11 protein-coding genes are annotated in these 13,763 nt (G+C 73.7%); 1 reads left to right on the forward strand and 10 read right to left on the reverse strand.

Going from position 1 to position 13,763, the window contains the following annotated elements:
• Positions 1–80 precede the first annotated feature (80 nt).
• The 6 genes from V8J39_RS09810 to V8J39_RS09835 all read right to left on the reverse strand — a co-directional run bounded on the left by V8J39_RS09810 (position 81) and on the right by V8J39_RS09835 (position 8,020).
• Positions 81–1,433, reverse strand: a complete 1,353-nt coding sequence (locus V8J39_RS09810; RefSeq protein ID WP_336460700.1) for a hypothetical protein — start codon at positions 1,431–1,433, stop codon at positions 81–83.
• Positions 1,430–2,011 (reverse strand): amino acid synthesis family protein, encoded by a 582-nt coding sequence (locus V8J39_RS09815; protein WP_336460701.1) that lies wholly within the window; start codon positions 2,009–2,011, stop codon positions 1,430–1,432. The genes V8J39_RS09810 and V8J39_RS09815 overlap by 4 nt, the downstream gene beginning before the upstream one ends.
• Positions 2,012–2,026: 15 nt before the next feature.
• Positions 2,027–2,878, reverse strand: coding sequence for a UPF0280 family protein (locus V8J39_RS09820; RefSeq protein WP_336460702.1), 852 nt, complete (start codon positions 2,876–2,878; stop codon positions 2,027–2,029).
• Positions 2,878–4,281: a 6-hydroxynicotinate reductase gene (locus tag V8J39_RS09825; RefSeq protein WP_336461197.1), complete on the reverse strand. Its 1,404-nt coding sequence runs from the start codon at positions 4,279–4,281 to the stop codon at positions 2,878–2,880. Before V8J39_RS09825 ends, V8J39_RS09820 begins: the two co-directional genes overlap by 1 nt.
• 122 nt (positions 4,282–4,403) lie before the next feature.
• Entirely contained in the window at positions 4,404–7,157 is a 2,754-nt protein-coding gene (locus V8J39_RS09830) for a molybdopterin-dependent oxidoreductase (RefSeq protein ID WP_336460703.1), read from the reverse strand.
• A complete protein-coding gene (locus tag V8J39_RS09835) occupies positions 7,154–8,020 on the reverse strand; it encodes an FAD binding domain-containing protein (RefSeq protein WP_336460704.1) in 867 nt (288 codons plus the stop codon). Before V8J39_RS09835 ends, V8J39_RS09830 begins: the two co-directional genes overlap by 4 nt.
• A 130-nt stretch (positions 8,021–8,150) precedes the next feature.
• Between V8J39_RS09835 and V8J39_RS09840 the strand changes: the two genes are divergently transcribed.
• Positions 8,151–8,564, forward strand: coding sequence for a MarR family winged helix-turn-helix transcriptional regulator (locus tag V8J39_RS09840; RefSeq protein WP_336460705.1), 414 nt, complete (start codon positions 8,151–8,153; stop codon positions 8,562–8,564).
• A 56-nt stretch (positions 8,565–8,620) separates the two neighbouring features.
• Here the strand turns inward: V8J39_RS09840 and V8J39_RS09845 are convergent, their stop codons facing one another.
• From V8J39_RS09845 to V8J39_RS09860, 4 genes are all read right to left on the reverse strand, one after another.
• Entirely contained in the window at positions 8,621–9,454 is an 834-nt protein-coding gene (locus tag V8J39_RS09845; protein ID WP_336460706.1) for a VOC family protein, read from the reverse strand.
• A 64-nt stretch (positions 9,455–9,518) separates the two neighbouring features.
• Positions 9,519–10,466, reverse strand: coding sequence for a LysR family transcriptional regulator (locus tag V8J39_RS09850; RefSeq protein ID WP_336460707.1), 948 nt, complete (start codon positions 10,464–10,466; stop codon positions 9,519–9,521).
• A gap of 5 nt (positions 10,467–10,471) precedes the next feature.
• Positions 10,472–11,350 (reverse strand): transglutaminase family protein, encoded by an 879-nt coding sequence (locus tag V8J39_RS09855; RefSeq protein WP_336460708.1) that lies wholly within the window; start codon positions 11,348–11,350, stop codon positions 10,472–10,474.
• A gap of 32 nt (positions 11,351–11,382) precedes the next feature.
• A complete protein-coding gene (locus V8J39_RS09860; protein WP_336460709.1) occupies positions 11,383–13,758 on the reverse strand; it encodes a circularly permuted type 2 ATP-grasp protein in 2,376 nt (791 codons plus the stop codon).
• Between the last annotated feature and the right edge of the window lie 5 nt (positions 13,759–13,763).

Below are 13,763 nucleotides of genomic sequence, written 5' to 3' on the forward strand. Positions count from 1 at the left end.
TCGCGGTGACCCCGGGCGGCGCCTCTCGTCCGGGGGCCTTGAAGACAGATTGTGCGTGTGCAAATGATATGTCCACTGATTCAGGCTCCGGTCGGCGTGGAAAGCAGCCACAGTCCCAGGGCCGTATAAAAGACCATCAGGATGGTGACCGGAAGATGCGAAAGCATCTTTTGCCGGCCCGGTGGCGTTTCCCGGTCGAGCCGCAGCGTCAGCAGCACCGCGAGGACATGCGCGCCGAGGATCGCCGCGACCTGCAGCGCCCAGACCGTGGTGACGCCGTCGCGGGTGGCGAGGAAGCCGAAGCGTTCCCAGTGGCGCGGCAGGCCCAGCAGCGACCAGCCCCGGCCGAGCGGGTCGTTCAGCGCCGAGATCGCATACTGGCCCTGGGTCAGCAGCGCCACGAGGTAATGGGCGGTATGATACCCCGCCGCGATCGGCAGGAACGACAGGATCACCGCGCCCGGCAGGCCGCGCGCGCCAAGCGCCCGCCCCGCCGCCACCGCCCCCCCGACCGAGGCCGCGCAGCCCGCCCAGACCGCCAGCAGTCCCAGCGTGTTGACCACCGTCACCGCCGAGCGGCCGGGGAATTCCAGCGGGTTGATCCCGATCCGGGCCAGCCACCAGAAGGTCTCGGCCAGCCCGTCGAAGGTGACGCCGGCCAGGACCAGCGTCACGAAGGCGGCGGCCGACGGCGGCAGCGGCCCCTGCGCCACGATCCGCGCCCCCGGCAGGCCCGCGCGCCACGCGGCCCCGTCGCGCCAGAGCGGCGCCACGGTCGAGACCAGCGCGAAACACAGCGACAGCGCCTCGCCCCGGTCGGGCCAGTCCTCGCCCTCGGCCACGGCGAGCGCGAGGATCGCGAGCCAGTAGAGCAGCACCACCCGCGCGAGGCCGGCGGGATCGGCGGGGGCGAGCGAGACGATCTCGAGCCAGGCGAAGCCGAGATAGCCCGCGACGGCCGGCCAGTGCCCGAGCCGGGAAAGACCGATGCCGCCGCGCAAGCCCAGCGCCCGGCGGAGCGCCCGGGCCGGGGCGTACCAGGGCTGGATCGGGCGCCAGAGGTCGCCAAGCGCCAGCGAGGCCAGCGTCAGCCCGACCCAGACCAGCACCCACAGCGTCATCGGCATCAGGTTGGCGAAGGGATCCCGGCTGCCCCAGAGGCCGATCGCGACCAGCACCGCCCAGCCCGCCGTCGCGATCCAGCCGGTGGCGGCGCGCGGCAGCAGCCGCAGCCGCCCGAGGTCGCGCACGGCGAAGCGGGGCGCGGGGACCAGCGCGACGAGGCCGGTCAGCAGCACCACCAGCCCCGCCCCGAGGATCGACCACCCGGTCGGCAGGGTCTGGATCACCATCCGCTCGGCGGCATGGGCAAGGGCCGGGCCGGGCAGCGCGGCCAGAAGCAGGATCGCGGTCGCGCGCGCGCGCGCCCTCACCGAAGCCCGTCCTGCCCCTTGACGTCCCAGGCCTCGAGCCCGCCCATCCGGCTGTGCACGCGCCCGCCCTTCGACATCGCCAGGGCGAAGACGATCTCGGCCGCGCGCGGGCCGTCGGGCAGGCCCACGGTCATCGCGTCGAAATGGCTGCGGACATAGGCGGCGTTGATGTGGCCCAGCGGCACGTCGAGCGTCGTGCCCATGCCGCCGACCTTCATCGCGGAGGGCACGATCGCCCGGCTTTCGCCCAGATGCTCGCGCATCGAGTAGCCGCCCGGGACGTGCCAGAGCGCGCCATGCTCGATCTCGCCGCCCTCGCCGACGATGGCGCCCTTGCCGTAGCCGTCGATGCCGTCGGCCCCGCCCAGCGCCGCGATCAGGCGCGCGCTCATCATCAGGCCGAGCGGCTTCAGCTCGTCCATCGCCGGCTGCAGCTCGGGGTGGTAGGCGCCGGCGAAGGGGTTCGAGACCTGCGCGAGGATGGCGCCGCGCAGGCGCGGCGTCTCGGGGACCGGGCCGCCGTCGTGGCGGATCTCCTCGGTGACGAGGGTGATCTTGCGGATCTCGAAGCGCGACATGGCGGGGCCCTTTCCTCAGGCGGTCGTCTCTGGCTTGGGCAGGGCAAGCGGGCAGCGACCGGCGACCTCGGCGGCACCCTGCAGGTAAAGCGCCGCGCCTTCAATGCGCCGCGCGGCGATCAGCGGGTCGGCGGCGGCGCGGCCCCGGGCCAGCGCGCGGGCCCGCTCGGCCGGGGTCAGCGGCGCGACGGCGGTGGTGACGGGACGGCTGCCAAGGTCGCTGTCGGCCTTGATCTCGCGCGCCGGGCGGCGGGTGATCGCGGGATGGCCGGGCAGGTCGACGGCATTGGCGAGCATCGTCGCGGCGGCGTCGGCGACGGCGGCGCTGGCGGCGAGCACGGTGACCGCGTCGGCGATGCCCAGCGACTGGCTGCGCCCGCCCCAGCCCGAGGTGGCGATGCCGCGCACCGGGTCCGCGGCGTGCAGGGTGATGCGGTCGGGCATGCCGGGGCGCGCGGCGATGGCGGTGGTCAGGCTTTCGCCCGGGGCGAGGTGCAGCGCGATGTCGCCGCCGTTGTTGGCATAGGCCCTGGCGATCCCGCCGCCCGCGACCGCCGCTGCCAGCAGGTGGTCGGCGACCGCCCCCGCCACCGCGGCCATCGGCGTGACGAAGGCGGGCCGGTAGGGCGCCACCGCCGCCGCCATCGCCCGCGCCACCGGGTGGGCGCGCGGGCCGGGATCGGGGCTGCGCAGCGCCGGCAGCTCTGCCGCCAGCGCCGCGAGCAGCCCCTCGAGCGCGGCGGCGGCACGGGCGCGCCCCTCGGCGACGGCCTCGGGCGCCCCCCACAGTTCCAGCACGACGTCGATCGGCCCGTGGTTCAGGTGCAGGCGCCGGCCGTCCGGCAGCAGACGGGCCTGCGGGCGCATCACGGGATGACCGGCGGCAGCAGGCGCGCGGCGGTCGGGTATTCGCCGCCCTCGGCCACGACCTCGGGCAGCGTGCGGATCGCGGCCTCGTGCCCGCCCATCGCCAGGTAGGCCGCGCGCGGCAGGGTGAATTCCAGCGGCGCCACCATCGCGGGCGTGGGCACCGAGCCGAAGGCGCCCTCGGGCAGGGTCGTGACGTCGACCATGAAGGTGATGCCGCCGCCGGGCCAGACGAAGACCTCGGCCCCGCCGCAGGTCAGCCGCGTCTCGCGCCCCTGCACGGACTGCGTCAACCGCACCGGGTTGCGGGCGACGCCCGCGCGCAGCGACCCCCCTGCCCCGCCGACGAACAGGACGGTGCAGAGCGAGGGTTCGCAGTTCTCGGCGATGATCTCGACCGCCTCGCGCAGGCCGTCGGGGATCGGCGCGGGCTGCGGCACCAGCGCCGCGTCCAGCACGTAATACCCCCAGTCCTCGCCGGTGGTCGACACCATCAGCAGCCGCAGCCCCGGCACGGCGCCCTTCTTGGCGTTCCAGGGCCCCAGGATCTGCAGCGGGTCCGAAACCTGGGTGCCGCCCCAGCCGAGGCCGGGTTCCGAGACGCGGAAATACCGCCCCGGGGTCGACCGGGCGCCGATGATCTTGATCCCGGTGTCGGGCCAGCCGATGACCTTGCCGGCCTGATGCTCGGACACGACGCCGGTGATGTGGTCGTCGACCACCACCACCTCGTCGACCATGCCCTGCCACGCGGCCGCGAACATCCCGATCGTGGCCGAGCCGCAGCCGACGCGCATCCGCCGCTCGGTCACGCCGTCGACGATCGGCGGCTTGCCGGCCTGCACGACGACGTGCGAGCCGCCGTCGATCGACAGCTCCACCGCCTCGCGGTTCGACAGCGCGAGAAGGGCGGCGCAGGTCGCGCGCCCCTCGGCCTTGGAATGCCCGGTCAGGTGCGACACGCCGCCGAGCGAGAGCATCTGGCTGCCGTATTCGGCGGTGGTGACATGGCCGACGACCTCGTCGCCCATCCGCACCGCCGCGCCCTCGGTGCCAAGGTGGCGGTCGGTGTCGATCTTCACCTTGACGCCGCAGTAGGAAAAGATCGCCTCGGTCACCACGGTGATCATGTCGGCGCCCTCGACCGTGGACGAGACGATGAAGGGCGCGGGCTTGAAGTCGGGATAGGTCGTGCCGGAGCCGATCCCGGTGACCGCGGTGTCCTGCGGCATCTCCGCCGGGGCCAGCCCGCCCTGCCATGCGGCGCCGGCGAAGGGCACGATGCGGCCGCCGGCCTCGATCGCGGCCGACAGCATCACCACCGGGTCGGTGCGCACGATGCGGCCGTCAGCATTGGCGTAGCGGTCGCAGGCGCCGGTCTGGCCCGGGGCGATGTAGCACATCACCGGGCAGGCGTCGCAGCGCAGCTTCTCGGCCCGGGCGGCGGCACGGGCATCGGCACGGGCATCGGCGGGGCCATCGGCGGGGACATCTGGCGGGACGGTCACGGGCTGGTCCTTCGGGGTCATGCCCGCTCCTTCGCGGCGATCGCGGCCAGCACGCGGTGCGGCAGGGCCGGCACGCGCGTGATCTCGGCCCCGGTGGCGTCGGCGATCGCGTTCAGGATGGCGGGGGCGGTGGGGATCAGGACATGTTCGCCAAGGCCCCGGGCGCCGAACGGCCCCTCGGGCTCGGGCACCTCGACTAGGATCGAGGTCACGGGCGGCATGTCGCCGGTGGTGGGGATCAGGTAGTCGTGCAGGTTCTCGGTCCGGCCCGGCAGGTATTCCTCCATCAGCGCAAGGCCGAGCCCCTGCGCGATCCCGCCCTCGATCTGGCCCTCGGCCAGCTGCGGGTTGATCACCCGGCCCAGGTCGTGGGCGGCGGTCATCCGCAGCACCTTCACCGTGCCCAGACGCATGTCGACCGCGACCTCGGCGATCTGGGCGCCGTAGCCGTAGACGGCATAGGGAATGCCCTGCCCGTCCGCGTCGAGGGGCGCCGTCGGCGGGTCATAGCTTTCCTCGGCCGAAAGCGCGTAGCCGCGCGCATCGGCCGGCAGCGCGGCAAGGTCGAGGCGATGCTCGGTCCCCTCGCCCGAGACGACGAGGGTCGCGCCCTCGAGCCGCAGGCCGGTCGCGCCGTTGACGCCGGCGGCGCGCAGGATCCCGGCCCGCAGCGCGGCCCCCGCGGCCTGCGCGGCGCGGCCCGACACGAAGGTCTGGCGCGAGGCCGAGGTCTTGCCCGCGTCGGGCGTCAGCGCGGTGTCGGGGCCGATCAGGTCGAAATCGGCGACCGGCAGGCCAAGCGCATCGGCGCAGATCTGGGTGATCACCGTGTTCGAGCCTTGCCCGATGTCGGTCGCGCCCTGATGCAGCACCACCCGGCCCGCGGCCGAGATGCCGACCCGGATCGTCGAGGGGTTCGGCAGCGAGGTGTTGCCGCAGCCATACCAGCACGAGGCGATGCCGACGCCGCGCCGGATCGTGCCGCCGCCGGGCCCGGCCGGTTCGGCATTGGCCGCTGCGGCCTCGGCCACCGCCCGGTCCCAGTGCGGGACAAGCGCGGTCAGGCACTGATGGATTCCGGGCGCGGTCAGGACCTGACCGGTCGCAGTCACATCGCCTGCGACATAGGCATTTCGCAGGCGGAACTGCAGGCGATCCAGCCCGACCGCAGCCGAAAGGCGGTCATACAGCACCTCTTGCGCGATGGCCGATTGCGGCACGCCGAAGCCGCGGAACGCCCCGGCCGAGGGACCGTTGGTGTGGATGGCCCGGGCCCGGGCGATCATCGCGGGCGTGCGGTAGGGGCCGGTCGCGTGCACCGGCACCCGGTTCGCGACGGTCGGGCCCCAGCTGGCATAGACGCCGGTGTCGAAGATCCCGTCGAACTCCATCGCCGTCACCCGGCCATCGGCATCGCAGCCGATCCGCGCCTCGATCCGCGCGGGGTGGCGCTTGGTGGTCGAGGTCATCGAGTCCCAGCGCGTGTAGGTCATCCGCGTCGGCAGACCCGTCGCCAGCGTCGCGAGCCCGAGGAGCGGCTGCAGCGAGACGTCGAGCTTCGAGCCGAAGCCGCCGCCCACCGCCGAGGGGATGATCCGCACCCGCTCCGTCGGCAGGCCGAGGATCCTCGCGGTCTCTTCCTGGTCCATCACCGGCGCCTGGGTGGTGGCGCGGATCACCAGCGTGTCGCCCTCGAGCCAGGCGCAGCCGGCCTCGGGCTCGATATAGGCATGTTCGACGAAGGCGGTCTGGAACCGGGCCGCGGCGACATGGGCGGAAGCCGCCAGCGCCGGGCCAGCCTCGCCGCGCCGGACGAAGCCCTGGGTCAGGTGGTTGCCGGGGCGGTCGGGATGCACGCGCGCCGCGCCTTCGGCCGCGGCCGCCTCGGGGTCCAGCTCGTGCGCCAGCGGCGCCCACTCGATGGGAAATCCGTCGACCTCGGGCTCGGCCCCCGGCGCGAAGGCCACGAGCGCCACCGCCTCGCCGCGCAGGCGCGCGGGGCTTGGCGCCAGCGCGGGCTGGTCGGCGAAGGCGGGGATCACGCCGAAGCGGTTCACGCCCGGCACGTCGGCGGCGGTCCAGACCCCGGCGACGCCGGGACGGGCGGCGAAGCCCGCGAGATCGCCGAATCGGAAGGCCGCGTGGTGATGCGGCGAGCGGATCGCGACCAGCGTCAGCGCGCCCGCGGGGACGTGGTCGGCACCGAAGCTGTCGGTGCCCGCGACCTTGGGCAGGCCGTCAAGCCGGCGCAGCGGCGCGCCGACGGCGGCGCCCGCCGCGACCTCGGGCGCCGCGACATCCGCGGCATGGGCGTCGCAGACGGCGTCGATGATCTTGGCATAGCCGGTGCAGCGGCACAGGACGCCGCCCAGCGCCGCCTCTGCCTCGGCCCGGGTCGGGCGCGGCGCCTCGGCCAGGAGGGCCGTCGCCGCCATCAGCATGCCGGGCGTGCAGATCCCGCATTGCGCGGCACCGTGGCGCAGGAAGCTTGCCTGCAGCGCCGACAGCCGGCCCTGCTCGGCCAGCCCCTCGACCGTGGTGACCGCCGCGCCCGCGACCTGCCCGGCCGCGGTCAGGCAGGCGCAGACCGGGGCGCCGTCGACCAGCACGGTGCAGGCGCCGCAATCGCCCGCGTCGCAGCCGACCTTGGTGCCGGTCAGGCCCAGATCCTCGCGCAGCAGGTCCGACAGCCGCCGGCGCGGATCGCCGGTCAACGGATGCGGGCGGCCATTGACGCGCAGCGTCGGCACCGGGGACGCGGGATGGTTCATGCGGCGATCTCCGGGGGGACCCCTTGGGCGGCGGCGCGCAGGGCGCGGGCGACAAGCTCGGCCGCGGCGGTGCGGCGGTAATCGGCGGTGGCGCGGATGTCGTCGAGCGGCGAGAGCGCCGCGGTCACCAGCGCCGGGTCGAAGCCCTCGGCGGGGTGCCGGCCCGCCAGCGCGGCCTCGAGCGCGGTCAGGCGCAGCGCCGTCCCCGAGCAGGCGCCGACCGCCACCGCGGCATCCGTGATCCGGTCGCCCCGGCAGGTGATGCGGGCCGCGACCATCACGATCGAGATCACCAGATGCGCCCGGGCCCCGAGCTTGAGGAAGGCCGATCCGCCCTCCAGCCCCCGCGCCGGGATCTCGATCGCGACCATCAGCTCGTCGGCGCCCAGCAACGTCCGGCGCGGGCCCTGCAGGAACGTGGCCAGCGGCATCCGGCGCCGGGCACGGGCCGAGGCCAGCTCGACGATCGCGCCGGCGGCAAGCAACGGCGGCACGCCGTCGGCCGCGGGCGAGGCGTTGCACAGGTTGCCGCCGATGGTGCCGCGGCTCTGCACCTGCCGGCCGCCCACCTGCCGCGCGGCCGCGGCCAGCATCGACAGGCCCGGCGGCAGCGGCGCGCGCGCGATCTCGGCCCAGGGGGTCGCCGCGCCGATCCGCAGCCCGCCGTCGGGCAGCGGCGACAGGCCGCGCAGCTCGTCCACCGCCGTCAGGTCGAGCACCGGCCCCGCAAGCCGCTGCGCCCGGGTGGCGGCGAAAAGATCGGTCCCGCCGGCGAGCGGGCGCCACCCGGCCTGCGCCCGCAGCGCGAGCGCAGCCTCCAGACAGTCCGGCCTGGCAAAGTCTTGGGGGCTGGCGAAAGGCATCGCGGGCTCCGGGTCGCTGGAGGGACGGCGCTGTTTCGTATGCGTGCAAACATTCTGCGATCGCGATTGACACCGTGTCAACGTTCTTGCGCAGAGGCGATGCCGCACGCTAAACATCTAGGCGATGAGTATGGATACCCGTTACATCCTCGACGAACAGGTCGGCTTTCTGCTGCGGCGTGTCACGCAGCGACACCTGTCGATTTTCTCGGGCGCGATCCCCGAGATGACCACCACCCAGTTCGCCGCGCTCGCGAAGCTGACCGAGCTGGGACCGCTGTCGCAAAACCACCTTGGCCGGCTGACGGCGATGGATGGCGCGACGATCAAGGGCGTGGTCGACCGGCTGGTGCGGCAGGGGATGGTCGTGACCTCGCCCGATCCCGACGACAGGCGCCGGCTGACCGTGTCGCTGACCGAGCAGGGCCGCGCGGCCTATCTCGCGGCAGAGCCGCGCGCGGTCGGCGTGACCGAGGCGACGCTCGACCCGCTGACCGAGCGCGAGCGCGCGCAGCTGGTGGCGCTGCTGGCCAAGATGGTCTGACCGCCGCCGGACCGCGGCGCGACGGCCCCCCGCACGGGAGGGCCGCCCCGATCGTCTCAGGCCTTCGGCGCGACGGAGAACACCGTCCCCCAGGGATCGACCAGCGGCCGGGCGCCGAGCCGCGCGGCTTCGGGCGCCTCGGCCAGCAGCACGACCTCGGCAAGGCCGGTCAGGCCGTGCTGCCGGGTCCCGGCGCCTCGGGTCTGCCAGATGTTGGTCGCAAGGTGGTGGTGATACCCGCCCCAGCCCCAGAAGTTCGCCCCCGGGTAGCGGGTGGTCAGCTCAAGACCCATCGTGGTGCCGAAGAACTCCTCGGTCTGGCCGAGGTCACCGACCTTGAGGTGGACATGGCCGACGACGGTCGCGGCGGGCAGGCCCTTCCAGCCGCCGCGCCCGGCGGCAAGCACCCCCTGGACATCCATCGGCTCGGTCGCCATGGCGATGCCCTGCGGGCCCCGCGGCCAGTCGGCGCGGTCGCGGTCGCGGTCGGCATAGACCTCGATGCCGTTGCCCTCGGGATCCGTCAGGTAGACGGCCTCGCTGACGAGGTGGTCAGAGGCGCCCTGCACGGGGATCTGCCTGTCGGCGATGCGCGACAGCCAGCGCCCGAGATCGGCGCGCGAGGGCAGCAGGAAGGCGGTGTGGAACAGCCCCGCCTCGCCCCGCGGCGCGATCCGCGCGGCGCCGTCGCGGCGCAGTTCGACCAGCGTGCGCCCGGCGGCCCCGAAGCGGCGGGTCTCGCCATCCTCGGCGATCGGCTCGAGCCCGACGACGTCGCGGTAGTAGTCGCCGACGCCGGCGAGATCGCGCACGGTCAGCACGACATGGCCGATCTCGATCGGGGCGGTCGCGGTGTTCAGCGGGTGCTTTTCCAGGGTGGGCAGGGACATGGCGGGATCCGGGGTTCGATTGCGTTGTCCCCAAGATGACCGCTTCCAGGGCGCGGGATAACCCCTACGTTTGCCGGAAGACTTCTTCCCCTTCGGAAGGGATCATCGACCAGGCGGCCGGCGGGACGCGGAAGGCCTCGACCAGCAGGTCGATCAGCCGGCGCAGCCGCGCGGGCAGGTGCCGCCCGGCGGGATAGAGCGCATGCAGCAGGATCGGCTCGGCCTCCCACTCGGTCAGCACCGGGCGCAGGCGGCCGGCCTGGACCAGCGGCCCCAGCACGAAATCCGGACCGCGGGCAAGACCGGCACCGCGCACCGCCGCCTCGGCCACGGCCTCGGCCGAGGCGAACTGCAGCCGCCCGGTGACCGGCAGCGCGCTGTCGCGCCCCGTGGCGGGGTCGCGGAAGGCCCAGGCGGCGGGGTTGGCGAAATTTCCGTCGAGGATGCAATCGTGCTGCGCGAGGTCGGCGGGGCTGCGCGGGGTGCCGCGCTGCGCGAGATAGCCGGGCGCGGCCACGACGCCGACACGGATCGGGCAGAGCCGGCGCGCGATCAGCCCCGAATCCCGCGGCGCGCCGACCCGCACGGCCAGATCGAACCCCTCGTCCACCAGCCCCGTCAGCCGGTCCGAGAAATCGACCTGCAACCGGATCTGCGGATAGCGGGCCGCGAAGTCCGTCAGCACAGGCGCCAGCACGCGGGCGCCGAAGGTGATCGGCACCGTCAGCCGGATGCGCCCGCCGGGCTCGGCGGCAGCATCGCGGATCTCGTGGTCGATCGCGTCGATCTCCTCGATCACCCGGCGCATCCGCTCGAAATAATCCTGCCCGGCCGGGGTCGGCGACAGCGCGCGGGTCGAGCGGGTGAGAAGCTGCACGCCCAGCTCCTCCTCGAGGCGCTGCACCAGCTTCGAGGCCTGGCCCGAACTCACGCCCAGGCGGCGGGCGGCGGCGGTGAAGCTGCCAAGCTCGATCACCGTGACGAACATCCGGTCGCAGGCGAGGCGGTCCATCGCGCTCAGCCCAGCGGAATCACGTCGACGCCGTGGTGGCTGGCCTGGCGCCCGGCGGTGCGCAGCACGCCCTTCACCGGTGCCACGTCGCTGTAGTCGCGCCCGACCGCGACCAGGATGTGGTCGCCCGCCACCACCAGGTCGTTGGTCGGGTCGAACTCGACCCAGCCCAGGTCGGTGCCGCACCAGGCCCGCACCCAGGCGTGCATCGCATCCGCGCCCGCCAGCCGCTCCTGCCCCGGCGGCGGCAGCGTGCGCAGGTAGCCCGAGACATAGGCGGCCGGGATGCCGATGCCGCGCAGGCAGGCGATCATGATGTGGCTGAAATCCTGGCAGACGCCGTGGCGGGCGGCGAAGGCCTCGACCGGGTCGGTGTCGACGGTGGTCGCGGTCGCATCGAAGCGCATCTCGTCGAACAGCGCGCGGCCCAGCGCCTGCACCGCGGCGAAGACCGTCATCTCGGGCGTCACCAGGTCGGCGGCGAAGGCGGTCATCTCGGGCGTCGGGCGCACCCGGTCCGAGGGGCCGAGGAAATGGTGCGGCGCGTCGTGGCACAGGTCGTGCCAGGCGCGGATCTCGGCCGGCAGCGCGGCGAGGGCGGGCGAAAGGTCAAGCTCGGGCGGGCGGGCGATCCGCTCGACCCGGGCCTGCACGCGGAACCGCGTCTCGCGCCCGGTGCCGCGCCAGGCGATCTCGGTGACGTGGTTGCCGAAGAAGTCGACCCGGTCGGTGCGCTCGTCGGCGGCAGGCTCGGCCACCAGCGTGCCCGCGACCAGCCGCTGCACCCCGGGCACGCTCGCCGGCAGCAGACGCAGCACGGTGCGGCCCAGCGCCGAGGGTTGCTGGTAGCTGTAGGCGATGCTGGCGTCGATGTCGTAGAGCATGGGCCTTTCCTAGGCGACGGCGGGCGGACGCGCTACTGGAAGTAGGTCTCGGCGATCAGGCCCGAGAGGTCGGCGGTGGCGCCGCGCAGGCCGCGCAGGCGCTCGGAGGTCATCTCGTCGGGGCCGAGCACGGCGATGCCGGTGTGCAGCTCGAGCAGCCGGCGCGGCAGGCGCGGCATCAGCCCCAGCGTCTCGGACCCCGGCAGCTCGGCGACCTGCGCCTTCATCTCGGCGAACTGGAACAGCAGCGAGCGCGGGTTGCGCGCGTCGAGCGCCAGCAGGTCGATCACGGTCGAGCGGCTGGTGGTGACGGTGTAGCGGCGGCGGTGGGTCATGACGCTGTCGCCGACCTCGACCGCCAGGTCCAGCGCGCCCTCGGGCCCGGTCGCGTCGGCGAAGACCGACAGCAGCCAGGCCATGGAATTGGCCCGTTCAAGCGCGCGGCCGATCGTGAGGAAGCGCCAGCCGGTGAAGCGGTACATGTTTTCGTGCACGAGGCCCGAGAAGCCGCCGATCTGGCGCAGGAAGGCCGACAGCTCGCGCACCGCGTCGTCGCCCGACAGGCTGCGCCCGCGCATCGCCGCCGCGGCCTCGGACAGGTCCTTGAGCGCGAAATAGCCGTCGGTCGAAAAGCGGTCGCGCACCTTGTTGGCGCAGCCGCGCGCGGCGGCGACCCGTTCGCCCAGCCGCTCGGCGAAGGGCTGGGCCGGGTCGAAGCCCTGCCCCTTCAGGTGATCGGCCAGAAGCCGCATCAGCGGCCGGTCGGTGCTGCCCGGCTCGGCGATGCGCAGGTGCCAGGCGCGCAGCAGCCGCACCGCGGTCTCGACCCGCTCGACGTAGCGGCCAAGCCAGTAGAGGTTGTCGGCCGCGCGCGCCGGCAGCACGCCCATGCCCGAGCGGGTGAACACCCCCGGCGGCGGCGCGATCGTGTCATGCGGCACCGGCTGGTCCGACACGATCCAGACATCGGCCACCGCGCCGCCGCGCTGCATCGCGATCGCCGAGGCGTCGCGGGTCTTGCCGATGCGCGCGTAGCCGCCCTGCATCACCTGCCAGCCCTGCGGCGTGCGCACCACGAAGGCGCGCAGCAGCATCGGCATCGGCGCGAGCCGGCCATCGACCCAGGCCGGCGTCGTCGACAGCGTCACCGCCTCCTGCCCCACCAGCTCGGGCCCCTCGGCCTCGATGCGCTGGCGCGCGCCGCCCCTGGGCTGCGCCGGCTCGTCGTCGCGCTCGAACGGCAGCCGGTTCGACAGCGCCCGCCCGATCAGCAGCCTGTCGGCGTTGCGGGTGACGAAATCGCGCTCGGTCGGCTGGCCGCACCACCAGGTGGCGATGTTGTTGAGCTTCAGGGGCTCGCCCATCAGCACCTCGCAGATCCGCGGCAGGAAGGCGAGGAAGGCGCGCGTTTCCAGAAGGCCCGAGCCCAGCGCGTTGACGACCGAGACATGGCCCGCCCGCACCGCCCCGACGAGGCCCGGCGTGCCGATGTGCGAAGCGCCGTCAAGTTCCAGCGGGTCGGCGAAGCGGGCATCGAGCCGGCGCCACAGCACGTCGATCGGGCGCAGACCGGCGACGGTGCGCACCATCACCTGCCCGTCCTGCACCGCCAGGTCCTCGCCCTCCAGCAGCAGGAACCCGAGATAGCGCGCGATGTAGGTGTGTTCGTAGTAGGTGTCGTTCATCGGCCCCGGCGACAGGATGCCGACGCGGGTCGCGTCGTTGCGGCGCAGCCCGTTCAGCCCGTCGCGGAACGCGCGGAAGAAGGCCGCCAGCCGGTGCACGTTCGCGGTGGCGAAGAAATCCGAGAACACCCGCCCCGAGGCCATGCGGTTTTCCAGCGCGAAGCCCGCGCCCGAGGGCGCCTGCGTCCGGTCGCCCATGACGAACCAGCTGCCGTCGGGCGAGCGGCCGATGTCGAAGGCCAGGAACTGCAGGAAATGGTCGCCATGCGGCTGCACGCCCACCAGCGGGCGCAGCCACTCGGGGTTCTGCGCCACCAGACGCGCCGGCAGGTGGCCGTCCGCCACCAGAGAGCCCGGGCCGTACAGATCGGCCAGCACCCGTTCCAGCAGTTCGGCGCGCTGGATCAGCCCCTCGGAGATCGTCGCCCATTCCCGCTCGTGCACGATCACCGGCACGTGGCTCAGCGGCCAGGCGCGCTCGGTCGCGTCGGCCTCGGAATACAGGCGGTAGAACACGCCCGCGTCGCGCAGGTACTGGTCGCCGCGGGCGAAGCGGCTGGCGACCACGTCCTTGGGCAGCCGCGCCAGGTGCTGGATGAACGGCTTCCAGACCGGGCGGATCACGCCGTCCTGGTCCAGCAGTTCGTCCGCCGCCCCGGGAAGGCGGTCGTACCCCTCGAGCAGGGTGGCGACCGGGTCCTTGTAGGGGGCGGCGCGTGTCATTCAGA

This window comes from Frigidibacter sp. MR17.24, assembly GCF_037095655.1.
In the GTDB taxonomy this organism is placed as follows: Bacteria; Pseudomonadota; Alphaproteobacteria; order Rhodobacterales; family Rhodobacteraceae; genus Frigidibacter.